This window comes from Streptomyces sp. NPDC058534, from assembly GCF_042717365.1.
GTDB lineage: Bacteria > Actinomycetota > Actinomycetes > Streptomycetales > Streptomycetaceae > Streptomyces.
The window spans coordinates 25960-42165 of record NZ_JBHXNW010000069.1 but is presented as its reverse complement, the minus strand read 5'-3'; the positions used below and the strand labels follow the sequence as shown (position 1 = coordinate 42165).

12 protein-coding genes are annotated in these 16206 nt (G+C 72.0%); 9 read left to right on the top strand and 3 right to left on the bottom strand.

What is annotated here, in order from left to right; translation table 11 throughout:
• Positions 1 to 145: 145 nt before the first annotated feature.
• Together ACFWR9_RS32445 and ACFWR9_RS32440 are read right to left on the bottom strand one after the other, a co-directional pair.
• Positions 146 to 1054 carry a carbohydrate kinase gene (locus tag ACFWR9_RS32445; RefSeq protein WP_383848344.1) on the bottom strand — a complete coding sequence of 303 codons (909 nt, stop codon included), beginning with the start codon at positions 1052 to 1054 and terminating at the stop codon, positions 146 to 148.
• Positions 1051 to 2160, bottom strand: a complete 1110-nt coding sequence (locus tag ACFWR9_RS32440) for a LacI family DNA-binding transcriptional regulator (RefSeq protein WP_383848342.1) — start codon at positions 2158 to 2160, stop codon at positions 1051 to 1053. Before ACFWR9_RS32440 ends, ACFWR9_RS32445 begins: the two co-directional genes overlap by 4 nt.
• Positions 2161 to 2383: 223 nt before the next feature.
• Here ACFWR9_RS32440 and ACFWR9_RS32435 point away from each other — a divergent pair, with 223 nt between their 5' ends.
• The gene (locus ACFWR9_RS32435; protein ID WP_383848339.1) at positions 2384 to 2809 is read left to right on the top strand and encodes a Rieske 2Fe-2S domain-containing protein; all 426 of its coding nucleotides are present in this window, start codon (positions 2384 to 2386) and stop codon (positions 2807 to 2809) included.
• A gap of 72 nt (positions 2810 to 2881) precedes the next feature.
• On the opposite strand, the gene ACFWR9_RS32430 is transcribed toward ACFWR9_RS32435, so the two are convergent.
• Positions 2882 to 3832: a hypothetical protein gene (locus ACFWR9_RS32430; protein WP_383848336.1), complete on the bottom strand. Its 951-nt coding sequence runs from the start codon at positions 3830 to 3832 to the stop codon at positions 2882 to 2884.
• Between the two features lie 352 nt (positions 3833 to 4184).
• Here ACFWR9_RS32430 and uvrC point away from each other — a divergent pair, with 352 nt between their 5' ends.
• The 8 genes from uvrC (at position 4185) to tpiA (ending at position 16100) form a co-directional block, all read left to right on the top strand.
• On the top strand, positions 4185 to 6467 hold the full coding sequence (uvrC, locus tag ACFWR9_RS32425) for an excinuclease ABC subunit UvrC (RefSeq protein WP_383848333.1): 2283 nt from the start codon (positions 4185 to 4187) through the stop codon (positions 6465 to 6467).
• Positions 6464 to 7480 (top strand): RNase adapter RapZ, encoded by a 1017-nt coding sequence (gene rapZ / locus ACFWR9_RS32420; protein WP_383848330.1) that lies wholly within the window; start codon positions 6464 to 6466, stop codon positions 7478 to 7480. Before uvrC ends, rapZ begins: the two co-directional genes overlap by 4 nt.
• Positions 7477 to 8568, top strand: coding sequence for a uridine diphosphate-N-acetylglucosamine-binding protein YvcK (yvcK, locus tag ACFWR9_RS32415; RefSeq protein ID WP_383848327.1), 1092 nt, complete (start codon positions 7477 to 7479; stop codon positions 8566 to 8568). The genes rapZ and yvcK overlap by 4 nt, the downstream gene beginning before the upstream one ends.
• Complete coding sequence (gene whiA, locus ACFWR9_RS32410) at positions 8559 to 9551, top strand: DNA-binding protein WhiA (RefSeq protein WP_383848324.1); 993 nt, start codon at positions 8559 to 8561, stop codon at positions 9549 to 9551. The genes yvcK and whiA overlap by 10 nt, the downstream gene beginning before the upstream one ends.
• A gap of 211 nt (positions 9552 to 9762) precedes the next feature.
• Positions 9763 to 12717 (top strand): M14 family zinc carboxypeptidase, encoded by a 2955-nt coding sequence (locus ACFWR9_RS32405; protein ID WP_383848322.1) that lies wholly within the window; start codon positions 9763 to 9765, stop codon positions 12715 to 12717.
• 226 nt (positions 12718 to 12943) lie between these two features.
• On the top strand, positions 12944 to 13954 hold the full coding sequence (gene gap / locus ACFWR9_RS32400; RefSeq protein WP_383848319.1) for a type I glyceraldehyde-3-phosphate dehydrogenase: 1011 nt from the start codon (positions 12944 to 12946) through the stop codon (positions 13952 to 13954).
• Between the two features lie 139 nt (positions 13955 to 14093).
• A complete protein-coding gene (locus ACFWR9_RS32395) occupies positions 14094 to 15305 on the top strand; it encodes a phosphoglycerate kinase (RefSeq protein WP_383848317.1) in 1212 nt (403 codons plus the stop codon).
• Positions 15306 to 15344: 39 nt separating this feature from the next.
• Complete coding sequence (gene tpiA / locus ACFWR9_RS32390) at positions 15345 to 16100, top strand: triose-phosphate isomerase (protein WP_383848362.1); 756 nt, start codon at positions 15345 to 15347, stop codon at positions 16098 to 16100.
• Positions 16101 to 16206: the final 106 nt, after the last annotated feature.

Sequence of the window (16206 nt, the reverse complement as noted above, 5' to 3'; positions counted from 1 at the left end):
GCCCCCCCGCCAGACCCACCCCGCGCGCGCCGCCCGCGCCCCCACCGCCCCCCCCCCCGGCCGGGGGGCCCCCCAATTTGCGGGCGCCCCCCCCGCGTCGTGCGTGCGGCCCGGGCGTGCGGCCCGCGCCCGGCCGGGCGACCTGTCAGTCGGTCACTTCGTGGGCGTACGGCGGTTCGGCGCCCGCGCGGGAGCAGGTGATCGCGGCCGCGCGGGCGGCGAAGCCCAGCAGCCCCGTCCATCCCTCCGGTCCCAGGGCGGCCAGGCCGTCGGGGTCGAGGGCGTCGCGTGCGGCGAGGCCGTGCAGCAGTGCCGCGTTGACCGTGTCGCCCGCACCGATCGTGTCCACCACCTCGACCCGCTCACCCGGAACCGCGTACTCGCCTCCGTCGCGGGTGAACGCGGTCAGCCCGGCGCCACCCCGGGTGACCACGACCGCCGCCGGGCCGTCCGCCAGCCACGCCCGGGGCGTGCCGCCGAGCCACCCGGCGTCCTCCTCGGACAGCTTCAGCAGCGACACGGACGGCAGCCAGCTCTTGAACCGGGCCCGGTAGGCGTCCGGGTCCGGAATCAGTCCGGCCCTGATGTTCGGGTCCAGCGCCGTGAACACGCCCCGCGCGGCCGTCTCGCGCAGCAGCCCCTCGTACGCGCTCGCTCCCGGCTCCAGCACCAGCGAGCAGGTCCCGAAGGACACCGCCCGGGTGCCGGGCGGCAGCGCGGCGGGCACCGTGAACAGCCGGTCCGCCGTCCCGTCGACGTAGAAGGAGTACGCGGCCGAACCGTCCGCATCCACCGAGGCCACGGCGAGCGTCGTCGGCTCGTCCCCGCGCTGCACGGGCGCGACGTCCACACCGGTCTCCCGCAGCCGGTCCAGGAGCGCCTCGCCGAAGGCGTCGTACGAGACCCGGGAGCAGAAGGCGGTGGGGGAGCCGAGGCGGCCCACTGCGACGGCGGTGTTGTACGGGCCGCCGCCGAGGGCCGGCCGCAGTGCGGCGAGGGCGCCCGTGCCCTGCGGTACCAGGTCGATCAGTGCCTCACCGGCGACGACGATCACGGGAGGGTCCTTTCGGGAGCGGTGACGTGGGCTTGCTCGGTCTGCTCGGGGTGCCCGGGTGGCTCAGACCGCCCGGCCTGCTCGGTCTGCTCGGGGCAGCCGCAGGAAGTGCGGTGGACGAAGGCGCAGGGCAGGCGCACGGTCCGGGCGGGCCGGTCCGGCGCGGCGAGGCGTTCCAGCAGCAGCCGGACGGCCTGCGCGCCGAGGTCCCTGCTGGGCTGGGCGACGGCGGTGAGGCGCGGCGTGAAGAGATCGGCCCACGCGAAGTCGTCGAAGCAGCACAGCGCGAGGTCGCCGGGCACGGACAGGCCCCGGTCCCGGAGGGCGCGCAGCGCGCCGATGGTCATCGCGTTGTTGGCCGTGACCAGCGCGGTGGGCGGCACCGCCAGCGACAGCAGGGCCGCGGCGGCTCTTTCGCCGCCTTCCGCCTCGGAGTCGCCGTGGACCAGCAGCCGTTCGTCGAAGGGCAGCCCGGCGGCCGCGAGGCCGTGCCGGTACCCGGTGATCCGCTCGCGCGTCGTGCTGAGCCCCGGCCGGCCCGCGACCAGGCCGATGCGGCGATGGCCGAGTCCGGCGAGATGGCCGACCAGCCGTGTCGTCGGCTCGGCGCTCTCCGCGCAGACCTGGTCGAAGCGCGGCACGCCGTCGCCCTCGGGCACCTCGACCACCCGGTCGAGGAACACGGCCGGCACACGATGGCGCCCGAGATAGGCGACCAGGTCCCGCGGCTCGGCGGAGGGCGCGACGATCATGCCGTCCACGCGCCGCTCGTGCAGCAGCTGTACGACCTTGCGCTCGTGCCCGGGATCGTCGTGGGGGTCGGCGATGAGCAGGCTGTAGCCGTGCTCCAGCGCACTGGCCTCGACGCCCTGGAGGATCTCCGTGAAGTACGGGTTGCTGATCGCCGACACCGCGAGCCCGATCGAGCGGGTGCGGGAGGTCACCAGGGAACGGGCCAGCGTGTTCGGGGTGTAGCCCAGCTCCTCGATGGCGTCGAGCACCGCTTGGCGGGTGCGCGGCAGGACCGGGCGGGTGTCGTTGAGCACGTGCGAGACGGTCGCCACGGAGACTCCGGCGCTCCGCGCGACATCCGCCATGGTCGGCATCGGCGTCCCCCTTCTCCGGTTCTCCTGATCTCCCCTGCCGCAGCGCACCGGCTCCGTGCCGCGAGTGGGTGCGCCGGCCGGGACCGTACCTCATCCGCCGGGTGGACGTAAACGCTTGCGCAAGCGTTTACGCGGCGTGCCCAGGCACCCCGACCCGCCCCGAGGCGCGGCCCCGCCCGCCGGATATCGTCGCCCTGCACGCCCCCTGAACAGTGGAGACCCCATGCCTGGCCGCCCCGCCCCGAGCCGCCGTACCGTCCTGCGCTCGGCGGCCCTCACGCCCGTCGCCGGACTCGCGACGGCCGCCTGCTCACCGGGCGACGACGGTGCCGCGCCGGCCAGGCCCACCGCACCCGTCGAGCTGGGAGCGGAGGGCGAGGTCGCCAAGGGTGCGACGAAGCTCTACCCCGACGGGAACGTGGTGGTCAGCCGGGCCGAGGACGGCACCCTGAAGGCGTTCAGCACGGTCTGCACGCACGCGGGGTGCCCCATCAAGAAGCTGGAGGGCACGAAGCTGGTCTGCCCCTGTCACGGCAGCGAGTTCGACGCCCGGACCGGCGAGGTGCTGCACGCCCCGGCGACCGCGCCGCTCATCGAGCTCCCGGTCGAGGTGAAGCAGGGCCGCATCGTCGCGAGCCCAGGGACCTGACCGGGAGCGGGCCGGAGCCGCCGGCTGAACCAGCCCGCTGCCCGCCCGCTTCCCAGCCTGCTCCCCGTCCACTCACTTCCAGTCCCACCCGATCCCCAGCATCCCCGCCCGCGCCCGCGGCTCCACGAGATGCACCGAGTGGTGCCGGCCGCTGAGGGCCAGCTCCTGCCGGCCGCCGCGCGGTGCCGCCGGCGAGTGCTGGGTGAACCGGTGGCAGCGCACCGGCAGCGCCGCGGCGTCGAACCGCACCTGGAGCGCGTACTGCCCGCCCGCCGAACCGAACCCGCGGACGTACTCCCGCGACACCCCCGCCGTGCCGTCCTCCACGCCGTAGCGGAAGAGATGGGTGTCCCCGGCGCGCAGCCATGTGTCGAAGAGCACCTCGGTCACGAGCAGACCGGTGTCGTGGTGGATGCGGACGCGTCCCGTGCGGCAGTTCTCCAGCGCGTGGACGGTCATCCGCGCGGGAGCGCATCCCGGATCGCCGTAGTGGACGGCGACGAAGCGGTCGACGCCGTCGCGGTGGGCGCGGACGATGTGGTGCGACTCGCGTCCCGCCAGCTCCCGGTGTGCTCCGACGCGGATCAGTTCGTGGTGGCCGAGGATGTGCACCCCGCCGTCCTGCGACGGTTGGCCCAGTTCGGCCAGCAGCCGGTCCAGGACGCCCGAAGCCTCCAGGTGGGCGCGGTAGGAGCGGGCGGCGGGCCGCCGCTCGGGGGAGTCCTCGTCGGCGTCGGCGAGCAGGCGTATCAGCGATTCCTCGGGCAGCTGGAGTATCTCCTCCAGGGCTCGCACGGCCCGCAGCGACTCGGGGCGCTGCGGGCGGCGAGCGCCCTGCTGCCAGTAGCTCAGGCTGGTGACGCCCACCTTCACCCCGTGGCGCGACAGATGGTGCTGCACGCGCTGCAGCGGTAGTCCACGAGCGGCGATCGCGGCGCGCAGGGCGACGTGGAAGGGGCCACCGCGCAGGGCCGAGTCGAGTTCCGCGGTGGCGACGTCCGCGTGCTGTGTGGCGTGCGGCATGCAGGGGCCTTTCTGTGAAGTTCACGACGGCTGGTCAGACCGTTCGACGCGGATCGGCCGGGGCCGCCCTCCCCCGGTCGCGGCGCAGCGGTCTTCACATCCGTACGCCGTGCTTCAGGGCCCCGAGTCCCCCCGCATTGAAGCGTGTTGACCTAGTCCCGACAACACCTGACGCCCGACCGTCACGCGCTCCTGGCCGAGAACGCACGGGCCCGCCGTCCCGAGGGCACGCGGCGTGACCGACCGGCCCCGGACCGTCCTCCCCGGGCTTCCCCGGCGGCCGTCCACAGGGGCCCGGCCCGTCGTCCACAGGGCCGCCGGAGTGTCGGCCCTCGCCAGTAGGGTGTGAGTCATGGCCGACCCCTCCAGCTACCGCCCCAGGCCGGGTGAGATCCCGGACTCCCCGGGGGTGTACAGGTTCCGTGACGAGCACCGCCGGGTGATCTACGTCGGAAAGGCGAAGAGCCTGCGCCAGCGCCTGGCGAACTACTTCCAGGACCTGGCGAACCTCCACCCCCGCACCCGCACCATGGTCACCACAGCCGCGTCCGTGGAGTGGACTGTGGTGTCCACGGAGGTCGAGGCGCTCCAGCTGGAGTACTCCTGGATCAAGGAGTACGACCCCCGGTTCAACGTCAAGTACCGCGACGACAAGAGCTACCCGTATCTCGCGGTGACGATGAACGAGGAGTTCCCGCGCGTCCAGGTGATGCGCGGCCACAAGAAGAAGGGCGTGCGCTACTTCGGGCCGTACGGGCACGCCTGGGCCATCCGTGACACGGTCGACCTCCTGTTGCGCGTCTTCCCGGTGCGCACCTGCTCCGCCGGTGTCTTCAAGAACGCCGCCCGCACCGGCCGCCCCTGTCTGCTCGGCTACATCGGCAAGTGCTCCGCCCCCTGTGTGGAGCGGATCTCCGCCGAGGACCACCAAGAGCTGGCCGAGGAGTTCTGCGACTTCATGGCCGGCCGCACCGGCACCTATCTGCGCCGGCTGGAGCGGAAGATGGACGAGGCGGCCGAGGACATGGAGTACGAGCGGGCGGCCCGTCTGCGCGACGACATCGGGGCGCTCAGGAAGGCCATGGAGAAGAGCGCGGTCGTGCTCGCCGACGCCACCGACGCCGACCTGATCGCGGTCGCGGAGGACGAGCTGGAGGCGGCCGTCCAGATCTTCCACGTGCGCGGCGGACGTGTGCGCGGCCAGCGCGGCTGGGTCACCGACAAGGTGGAGGAGATCACCACCGGCGCCCTCGTGGAACACGCCCTCCAGCAGTTGTACGGGGAGGAGACCGGGGACGCCGTTCCCAAGGAGGTCCTGGTTCCCGCCCTGCCCGATCCGGTGGAGCCGGTCCAGCAGTGGCTGACCGACCGCCGGGGTTCGGGCGTGTCGCTCCGCATCCCACAACGCGGCGACAAGAAGGCGCTGATGGAGACCGTCCAGCGCAACGCCCAGCAGGCGCTCGTCCTGCACAAGACCAAGCGCGCCTCCGACCTGACGACGCGCTCGCGCGCCCTGGAGGAGATCGCCGACGCCCTGGATCTCGACAGCGCCCCGCTGCGGATCGAGTGCTACGACATCTCCCACCTCCAGGGCGACGACGTCGTGGCCTCCATGGTCGTCTTCGAGGACGGACTGGCCCGGAAGAGCGAATACCGGCGGTTCCAGATCAAGGGCTTCAGGGGACAGGACGACGTCCGTTCCATGCACGAGGTCATCACCCGCCGCTTCCGCCGCTATCTCGCCGAGAAGGAGCGGACCGGCGAGTGGACGGACGGGGAGGACAACGGCGACGGCGTGCCGCGGGCGAACGGCCGGGCCGGCACGGACACCGGCGTCACGACGGCCACCACGAACGGCGAGATCGCCGAACGCGACCGCGCCGCCACGCCCGACCGAACCGCCACGCCGACCGAACACGCCGCCATGCCCGACCACCACTCCACGCCCGCGCACGAAGCCGCACCCCACCACCGCGCCACGCCCGGCCGCGCCGCCGCCGACCTCGCCCTCACCGACGGGCCCGCGCTCAAGGACGACGACGGCCGCCCCAAGCGCTTCGCCTACCCGCCCCAGCTCGTCGTCGTCGACGGCGGACAGCCGCAGGTGGCGGCCGCCCAGCGGGCCCTGGACGAACTAGGCATCGACGACATCGCCGTCTGCGGCCTCGCCAAGCGGCTGGAGGAAGTCTGGCTGCCCCGCGAGGACGACCCGGTCGTCCTGCCGCGCACCAGCGAGGGCCTGTACTTGCTCCAGCGGGTCCGCGACGAGGCCCACCGCTTCGCGATCACCTATCAGCGCACCAAGCGTGCCAAACGCTTCCGCTCCAGCCCGCTGGACGAGGTGCCGGGCCTGGGGGAGACCCGCAAGCAGGCGCTGATCAAGCACTTCGGTTCGGTGAAGAAGCTGCGGTCGGCGACGATCGACCAGATCTGCGAGGTGCACGGCATAGGCCGAAAGACGGCCGAGACGGTCGCCGTGGCCCTCGCCCGGGCCACCCCGGCCGCGCCCGCCGTGAACACGGCGACCGGAGAGATCATGGATGACGAGGACGGGGCGCCCGAGACGACGGCGGACGCCCCGGGGGAGCCCGTGTCCGCGGGCACCCCGGACGAACGACGGGGGCAGGAGAGATGACCGAGCACGAGGCACAGCCCACAGCGGGACGAGAACAGGCCCACCGCACGACCGGCGAGGACGCCGGCCCGCAGACGGCCGGCTCCGGACCGGGCCAGGACGACGGAGCACAGGTGAGTACGGGCAAGGAAACAGCCGGGGCGCAGGAGGCGGCCATCCCCGAGCTGGTGATCATCTCCGGCATGTCCGGAGCCGGCCGCTCGACGGCCGCCAAGTGTCTGGAGGACCTCGGCTGGTTCGTCGTCGACAACCTGCCGCCCGCGCTGATCCCCACCATGGTGGAGCTCGGCGCCCGTTCGCAGGGCAACGTGGCCCGCATCGCGGTCGTCGTCGACGTCCGCGGCCGGCGCTTCTTCGACAACCTGCGCGAATCCCTCGCCGATCTCGAAGCCCGCGCGGTGACCCGGCGGATCGTCTTCCTGGAGTCCTCCGACGACGCGCTGGTGCGCCGCTTCGAGTCGGTGCGCCGCCCGCACCCCCTCCAGGGCGACGGCCGCATCGTCGACGGCATCGCCGCCGAGCGGGAACTCCTTCGCGAGCTGCGCGGCGACGCCGACCTGGTGATCGACACCTCCAGCCTCAACGTGCACGAGCTGCGCGCCAAGATGGACGCCCAGTTCGCCGGTGAGGAGGAGCCCGAGCTGCGGGCCACCGTCATGTCCTTCGGCTTCAAGTACGGCCTGCCGGTCGACGCCGACCTGGTCGTGGACATGCGCTTCCTGCCCAACCCGCACTGGGTCCCGGAGCTGCGCCCCTTCACCGGCCTGAACGAGGAGGTGTCCTCGTACGTCCTCAACCAGCCGGGCGCCAAGGAGTTCCTCGACCGCTACGCCGAGCTGCTCCAGCTGATCGCCGCGGGCTACCGCCGGGAGGGCAAGCGCTATGTGACCGTCGCCGTCGGCTGTACGGGCGGCAAGCACCGGTCCGTGGCCATGTCGGAGAAGCTCGCCGCCCGGCTCGCCGCCGAGGGCGTGGAGACGGTGGTCGTCCACCGGGACATGGGACGGGAATGACTGGACGTACTCCGCGGCTGAGCAGGCTGCGCCGGGTGGTGCCCGAGGGACGCGGCGGCAGACCCGCCGAGACCCGCGCCGCCCGGCCCGAACAGGCGCGCGGCGGCAGGCCGCGCCGCCGGGGCGCCCAGCCCAAGGTCGTCGCCCTCGGCGGCGGCATGGGACTGTCCGCCTCGCTCGCCGCACTGCGCCGGATCACCGGCGACCTCACCGCCGTCGTCACCGTGGCCGACGACGGCGGCTCCAGCGGGCGCCTGCGCGACGAGCTGGGCGTGCTGCCGCCCGGCGACCTGCGCAAGGCGCTGGCCGCGCTGTGCGGCGACGACGACTGGGGCCAGACCTGGGCCCGCGTCATCCAGCACCGCTTCCAGTCCCAGGGCGACCTGCACGACCACGCGGTCGGCAATCTGCTGATCGTCGCCCTGTGGGAGCAGCTCGGCGACCACGTCCAGGCGCTGGACCTGGTCGGCAAGCTGCTCGGCGCGCACGGGCGGGTGCTGCCCATGTCCGCCGTCCCGCTGGAGCTGCAGGCCCTGGTCCGGGGGCACGACCCGGGCCGCCCGGACGAGGTGGACACCGTACGGGGGCAGGCGACGGTGGCGCTCACGCCCGGTGAGGTGCAGTCCGTGCACCTGGTGCCGGGCGCCCCGCCGGCCGTCCCCGAGGCGGTCGACGCCGTCCTGGACGCCGACTGGGTGGTGCTCGGCCCGGGCTCCTGGTTCTCCTCGGTCATCCCGCATCTGCTCGTGCCGGATCTGCTGGACGCGCTGGCCGAGACGAAGGCCCGCCGGGTCCTCTCCCTCAACCTCGCTCCGCAGCCCGGAGAAACCGAGGGGTTCTCTCCGCAGCGTCATTTGGAGGTTTTGGGACGACACGCCCCTAAACTCGCCCTGGACGTGGTGCTGGCCGACGAGGCCGCCGTGCCCGACCGTGACTCGCTCACCGACGCCGCGAAACGGTTCGGTGCCGCGGTCGAACTGGCTCCGGTCGCCCGGACCGACGGGACCCCGAGGCACGACCCGGAGCTGCTGGCCGCCGCGTACGACCGTATTTTTCGGATGCATGGAAGGATCGGCCCATGGCGATGACGGCAGCGGTGAAGGACGAGATCTCCCGGCTCCCCGTCACCCGGACCTGCTGCAGAAAGGCGGAGGTATCCGCCGTCCTGCGGTTCGCCGGCGGCCTTCACCTGGTGAGCGGGCGCATTGTGATCGAGGCGGAGCTGGACACCGCGCGGGCGGCCCGCCGGCTCAAGCAGGACATCCTGGAGATCTTCGGGCACAGCTCGGAGCTGATCGTGATGGCGCCGGGCGGGCTGCGCCGCGGCTCGCGTTACGTCGTTCGGGTGGTCGCGGGCGGTGACCAGCTGGCCCGGCAGACCGGCCTGGTGGACGGGCGGGGCCGCCCCATCCGCGGCCTGCCGCCGCAGGTGGTCTCGGGGGCCACCTGCGACGCGGAGGCCGCCTGGCGCGGCGCCTTCCTGGCGCACGGCTCGCTCACCGAGCCCGGCCGTTCCTCCTCCCTGGAGGTGACCTGCCCGGGTCCGGAGGCCGCGCTCGCGCTGGTCGGCGCCGCCCGCCGGCTGTCGATCCCCGCCAAGGCCCGCGAGGTGCGCGGCGTGGACCGGGTCGTCGTCCGCGACGGCGACGCGATCGGCGCGCTGCTCACCCGGCTCGGCGCCCACGACTCGGTGCTGGCCTGGGAGGAGCGGCGGCTGCGCCGTGAGGTCCGCGCCACCGCCAACCGCCTGGCCAACTTCGACGACGCCAACCTGCGCCGCTCGGCCCGCGCGGCCGTCGCCGCGGGTGCCCGGGTCCAGCGGGCCCTGGAGATCCTCGCCGACGACGTGCCCGAGCACCTCGCGGCCGCGGGGCGGCTGCGCATGGAGCACAAGCAGGCCTCCCTGGAGGAGCTGGGCGCCCTCGCGGACCCGCCGCTGACCAAGGACGCCGTCGCGGGCCGCATCCGCCGCCTGCTGGCCATGGCCGACAAGCGGGCCTCGGACCTCGGCATCCCCAGCACGGACGCCAACCTCGGCGACGAGGAGCTTGCGGACAACCTCGTCGGCTGACCGAACACGCGTCGGCCCGCCGCACACGCACCGGCCCCGCCGCACACGAGCCGTCAACAAACCGGTGCGGGCGCCCACGTGGGTGACCCGCACCGGTTTTCGCGTGTCTTTACCGCGCCCTTGACTCGATCATGAGCTGTCATGAGCCTGGCATCTGTTCGCCACTGTGGCGGAACCAGGCCTGTCAGACAGGCCCCATCTAGGGGGGTTCATGAGACGAAGAGCGAGATCGATCCTCGCCGTCGGCGCGCTCCTGATCGGCGGAGCGGGCTTCGCACCCGTCGCCCAGGCACAACCCGCGGGTCCGGTGACCCCGGACGCGGACGAGGTGAAGGTCTTCCGTGCCGACGTCACCCAGCAGCAGGTGCCCCTGCTGCTGGCCGCCGGCCAGGACGGCCACGAACTCGGTGAGCGGGTCCCCGACCGGGGCACCGCCACCGTGGAGGTCTACCTCACCGACCAGCAGGCCGACAAGCTGGAGAAACAGGGCGTCGACCTCACCGAGCACTCCCTTTCCTCCCGGGCCGAGAAACGCGTCGAGGACGCCGCCGACGGCGTCTTCCGCCCGTACAGCGGCAGCGGCGGCCTCCGCGAGGAGATCCTGCGGACCGCCCGGAAGAACCCCCGGCTCACCAAGGTCGTCTCCATCGGCAGGACGGTGAACGGCCAGGACATCCTCGCGCTCAAGCTCACCAAGAACGCGAAGAAGTCGAAGGACGGCTCCAAGCCCTCCGTCCTCTACATGTCCAACCAGCACGCGCGCGAGTGGATCACCCCGGAGATGACCCGGCGGCTGATGCACCACTATCTGGACAAGTACGACGAGGACCGGCGGATCAGGAAGCTGGTCGACTCCACCGAACTGTGGTTCCTCCTGTCGGCCAACCCCGACGGTTACGACCACACGTTCGAGAACACCGACAACCGCCTGTGGCGCAAGAACCTGCGCGACAACAACGGCGACGGCGCCATCGGCACCGGCGACGGCGTCGACCTCAACCGCAACTTCGCCTACAAGTGGGGCTACGACGACGAGGGCTCGTCCCCCAACCCCACCAGCCAGACCTACCGGGGCGCCGGCCCGAACTCCGAGCCCGAGACCAAGGCCCTGGACCGCTTCCAGAAGCGGATCGGCTTCACGTACGGCATCAACTACCACTCCGCCGCGGAACTCATCCTCTACGGGGTCGGCTGGCAGGTGGCCACGAACACCCCGGACGACGTCCTCTACAAGGCGCTCGCCGGCACGCCCGACAACCCCGCGATCCCCGGCTACCACCCCCAGGTCTCCTCGGAGCTGTACACCACCAACGGCGAGGCGGACGGCCACGCGGCCAACGTCAACGGCGTGGCGATGTTCACCCCGGAGATGTCGACCTGCCAGACCGTGTCCGAGCAGGACCCCGACGACGAGTGGAACGCCGGCGACTGCCAGTCGGGCTTCAACTTCCCCGACGACGAGAAGCTGATCCAGCGGGAGTTCGCGAAGAACATCCCCTTCGCGCTCTCCGTCGCCGAGAGCGCCGCCCACCCGGACCGGCCGTCCTCCTCGGTCGGCCTGGACGCCGCCGACTTCACCCCGGGCGCCTTCACCACGTCCTACTCGCGCGGCGCCGACCAGGAGGTCTCCGTCGTCGCCCGCAAGTCCGTGCGCGACAAGGAACTGAAGTACCGCGTCAACGGCGGACGCACCCACGACGTGCGGCTGAAGCACTGGCGGGGCGGCGAGACGTACGGCGGTGAGGACAACCTCTACTTCGACGAGTACCGCGCCAAGGTCCGGCACGGCGAACGCGGTGACCGGGTCGAGGTCTGGTTCACCGGCGAGACCAAGGGCGGCAGACGCACCGCGAGCGAGCACTTCACGTACACGGTCGCGGAGCGGCCACGCGCGGACGTCCTCGTCGTCGCCGAGGAAGGCGCGAAGGCCACACAGACCCGGACCTACGTCGACGCCCTGAAGGCGAACGGCAAGCGGGCCGCCGTCTGGGACGTCGCCACACAGGGCGCCCCCGACGCGCTCGGCGTCCTCGGCCACTTCGACACCGTCGTCCACTACACGGGCGCCGCGGTGCCCGGCAACGCCACCCAGCTCCAGCTGCGCCCCTTCCTCAACGAGGGCGGCCGGCTGATCGAGGCCGGCGAGCAGGCGGGCGGCGACGTCGACCTCGGCGGAGGCAACCTCTCCGACGACTTCAGCCAGTACTACCTGGGCGCCTACACCCGCACCTCGACCACCGGCGCCGCCGGATTCACCGGCACCGGCCGGCTCGACGGAACCACCGGCGCGCTCGGCGCCGCGCCCGGCAACCCGCTGGACGCCGCCGGAACCTACAGCGTCACCTCGGACGAGCTGCCCGCCGACACCCATCCGCAGTTCGCGAGCGAGGGCGCCGGCGAGTTCGCCGGGACGGTCAACCCGTACGGGCCCTACGCGGGCGCGTGGATGGCGGCCGCCGTCCACACCGACGACGCCTACAAGCGCCTCACCCGCACCGTCGACCTCACCGGCGTCACCGCCGCCGGCCGCCCCACGCTCCGCACCCAGCTGCTGTGGGACACCGAACGCGGCTACGACCACGCCCTGGTCGAGGCGCACACCACCGGCGCCGACGACTGGACCACGCTCCCCGAGGCGGGCGGCGCCACCGGTACGGCCGTGCCCGCGGAGTGCGGGGCAGGCTTCTACGTCGGCGAGCATCCCTGGCTGGAGCACTACCTCACCCTGTCCGACGACGGCTGCACCGCGACCGGCACCACCGGTCAGTGGAACAGCCTCACCGGCGCCTCCGGGGGCTGGCGGCAGGTCGAGTTCGACCTGAGCGCCTACGCCGGGAAGTCCGTGGACGTGTCGATCGCCTACGTCACCGACCCCGGCAGCGGCGGGCGCGGCGTCCTCGCCGACGAGGCCTCGCTGGTCGTCGGCTCCACGGCGACCGGCACCGAGGGCTTCGAGACCTCGCTGGGTGCCTGGCAGGTCTCCGGGCCGCCCGCGGGCAGCCCCGCCGTCCTGAAGGACTGGGCCCGCACCGGGACCCTGTTCCAGACGTACGGCGCGGTCACCACGGACGACACCGTGCTGCTGGGCTTCGGCCTGGAGCACCTCACCGAGCCGGCCGCCCGGGCGGCACTGGTCCGGCAGGCGCTGCGTGCCCTGGACGAGTGAATCCCGGCCCGGCGGGGACCGGAGGATGTAACCAAATCGGGTGATCGGTCCCCGTGGCGCACGACGGTCCGTACCCCTACTGGCGGGTACGGACCGCCGTGCCGGGTATGGGGCGTCTCGATGTCACCCCGCAAGCATCGGAGAGGTAGGGTCGGGGTTGGTCGGGGACATCCCAAATACAGCTCGCCGGCACATCGGGCCGGCGTACCAACGAGGAGATCGGTTCGTGACGATCCGCGTAGGCATCAACGGCTTTGGCCGCATCGGTCGTAACTACTTCCGCGCGCTGCTGGAGCAGGGTGCAGACATCGAGATCGTGGCTGTCAACGACCTGGGTGACACCGCGACCACCGCCCACCTGCTGAAGTACGACACCATCCTCGGCCGCCTCAAGCAGGAGGTCACGCACACCGAGGACACCATCACCGTCGACGGCAGGACCATCAAGGTCCTCTCCGAGCGCAACCCGGCCGACATCCCGTGGGGTCAGCTGGGCGTCGACATCGTGATCGAGTCGACCGGCATCTTCACCAAGAAGGCCGACGCCGAGAAGCACATCGCCGGTGGGGCCAAGAAGGTCCTCATCTCGGCTCCGGCCAAGGACGAGGACATCACCATCGTGATGGGCGTCAACCAGGACAAGTACGACCCGGCGAACCACCACGTCGTCTCCAACGCCTCCTGCACCACCAACTGTGTGGCGCCGATGGCCAAGGTCCTCGACGAGAACTTCGGCATCGTCAAGGGCCTGATGACGACGGTCCACGCGTACACCAACGACCAGCGCATCCTGGACTTCCCGCACAAGGACCTGCGCCGCGCCCGCGCCGCCGCGGAGAACATCATCCCGACCACCACGGGTGCCGCCAAGGCCACCGCGCTGGTCCTCCCGCAGCTCAAGGGCAAGCTCGACGGCATCGCGATGCGCGTCCCGGTCCCCACCGGTTCGGCCACCGACCTGGTCGTGGAGCTCCAGCGCGAGGTCACCAAGGACGAGGTCAACGCCGCGTTCAAGAAGGCCGCCGACGACGGCGACCTCAAGGGCGTCCTGTTCTACACCGAGGACGCGATCGTCTCCTCGGACATCGTCGGCGACCCGGCCTCCTGCACCTTCGACTCCTCCCTGACCATGGTCCAGGAAGGCAAGTCGGTGAAGATCCTCGGCTGGTACGACAACGAGTGGGGCTACTCGAACCGCCTCGTCGACCTCACGGTCTTCGTCGGCGAGCAGCTCTGAGCGACTCAGACTCAGCAGGCACCTCGCATGCGGTAGCAGGGCTCGGGCAGCGCAACGTCGCGCCGTCCGGGCCCTGCGTCGCGTCCGCTGTGACCGGCCCTCGTAGGATCACGAGCGATCCGAGAACCCAGGAGCCCTCTTGAAGACGATCGACGAACTGCTCTCCGAAGGCGTCGCGGGCAAGCGCGTATTCGTCCGCGCCGACCTCAACGTGCCGCTGGACGGCACCACCATCACCGACGACGGCCGCATCCGCGCCGTGGTGCCCACCGTCAAGGCCCTGGCGGACGCGGGCGCGCGCGTGATCGTCGCCTCGCACCTGGGCCGCCCCAAGGGCGCCCCGGACCCCGTCTACTCGCTGGCCCCGGCCGCCGCCCGTCTCGGTGAACTGCTCGGCGCCGACGTCGCCTTCGCCCAGGACACCGTCGGCCCGTCCGCCGAGGCCGCCGTGGCCGGCCTCGCCGACGGCGGCGTCGCGGTGCTGGAGAACCTGCGCTTCAACGCCGGGGAGACCAGCAAGGACGACGCCGAGCGCGCCGCCTTCGCCGACAAGCTGGCCGGCCTCGCGGACGTCTACGTGGGCGACGGCTTCGGCGCCGTGCACCGTAAGCACGCCTCGGTCTTCGACCTCCCCAAGCGGCTGCCGCACTACGCCGGCTACCTGATCGCCACCGAGGTCGGCGTCCTCAAGAAGCTCACCGACGACGTCCGGCGCCCGTACGTGGTCGCCCTCGGCGGCGCCAAGGTCTCGGACAAGCTCGCCGTCATCGACGAGCTGCTCGGCAAGGCCGACCGGCTCCTCATCGGCGGCGGCATGGCCTACACCTTCCTCAAGGCCAAGGGCTACGAGGTCGGTGTCTCCCTCCTCCAGGAGGACCAGATCCCGGCCGTCAAGGAGTACATCGAGCGCGCGGAGAAGACCGGCGTCGAGCTGGTCCTCCCCGTCGACGTCGTGGTCGCGCCCGGGTTCCCCGACCTCAAGGCGAAGGCGCCGACCCACCCCGACACCGTCGCCGCGGACGCCGTCCCGGCGGACCGGATGGGGCTGGACATCGGCCCCGAGTCCCGCAAGCTGTACGCGTCCAAGCTCGCCGACGCCGCCACCGTCTTCTGGAACGGGCCCATGGGCGTCTTCGAGCACCCCGACTACGCCGAGGGCACCAAGACGGTCGCCCAGGCGCTTCTCGACGCCCCGGGCTTCACCGTGGTCGGCGGCGGCGACTCCGCCGCGGCCGTGCGGACGCTCGGTTTCGACGAGAACGCGTTCGGCCACATCTCGACCGGCGGCGGCGCCTCCCTCGAATACCTCGAGGGCAAGACGCTCCCCGGCCTCGCCGCACTGGAGGACTGACCCGCAATGGCATCCAATCCGTCCGGACGCACGCCGCTGATGGCGGGCAACTGGAAGATGAACCTCAACCACCTCGAGGCCATCGCCCACGTCCAGAAGCTCGCCTTCGCCCTCGCGGACAAGGACTACGACGCCGTCGAGGTCGCCGTCCTCGTGCCCTTCACCGACCTGCGCTCCGTGCAGACCCTGGTCGAGCACGACAAGCTCAAGATCAAGTACGGCGCTCAGGACATCTCCGCCCACGACGGCGGCGCCTACACCGGCGAGATCTCCGGCGCGATGCTGGCCAAGCTGCGCTGCACCTACGTCGCGATCGGCCACTCCGAGCGCCGGCAGTACCACGCGGAGACCGACGAGCAGGTCAACGCCAAGGTCAAGGCGGCCTACAAGCACGGCCTGACCCCGATCATGTGCGTCGGCGAGGAGCTGGAGGTCCGCGAGGCGGGCAACCACGTCGCCCACACCCTCGCCCAGGTCGAGGGCGGTCTCAAGGACCTCCCGGCCGAGCAGGCCGAGTCGATCGTGATCGCCTACGAGCCCGTCTGGGCCATCGGCACCGGCAAGGTCTGCGGCGCCGACGACGCCCAGGAGGTCTGCGCGGCCGTCCGCGGCAAGCTCGCCGAGCTGTACACGCAGGAGCTGGCCGACAAGGTCCGCATCCAGTACGGCGGCTCGGTCAAGTCCGGCAACGTCGCCGAGATCATGGCGCAGACAGACATCGACGGTGCCCTGGTCGGCGGTGCCTCGCTGGACTCGGACGAGTTCGTCAAGATCGTCCGCTTCCGCGACCAGTAGGTCGACCAGTGAGTATGCGGTAGCGGCGATACGTCGTACCCTTGCGGGGGCATGGTGGCCTGCTTCACCCTGCCCCCGCCGTTCATCCGAAGCCGAGGAAGTTGGT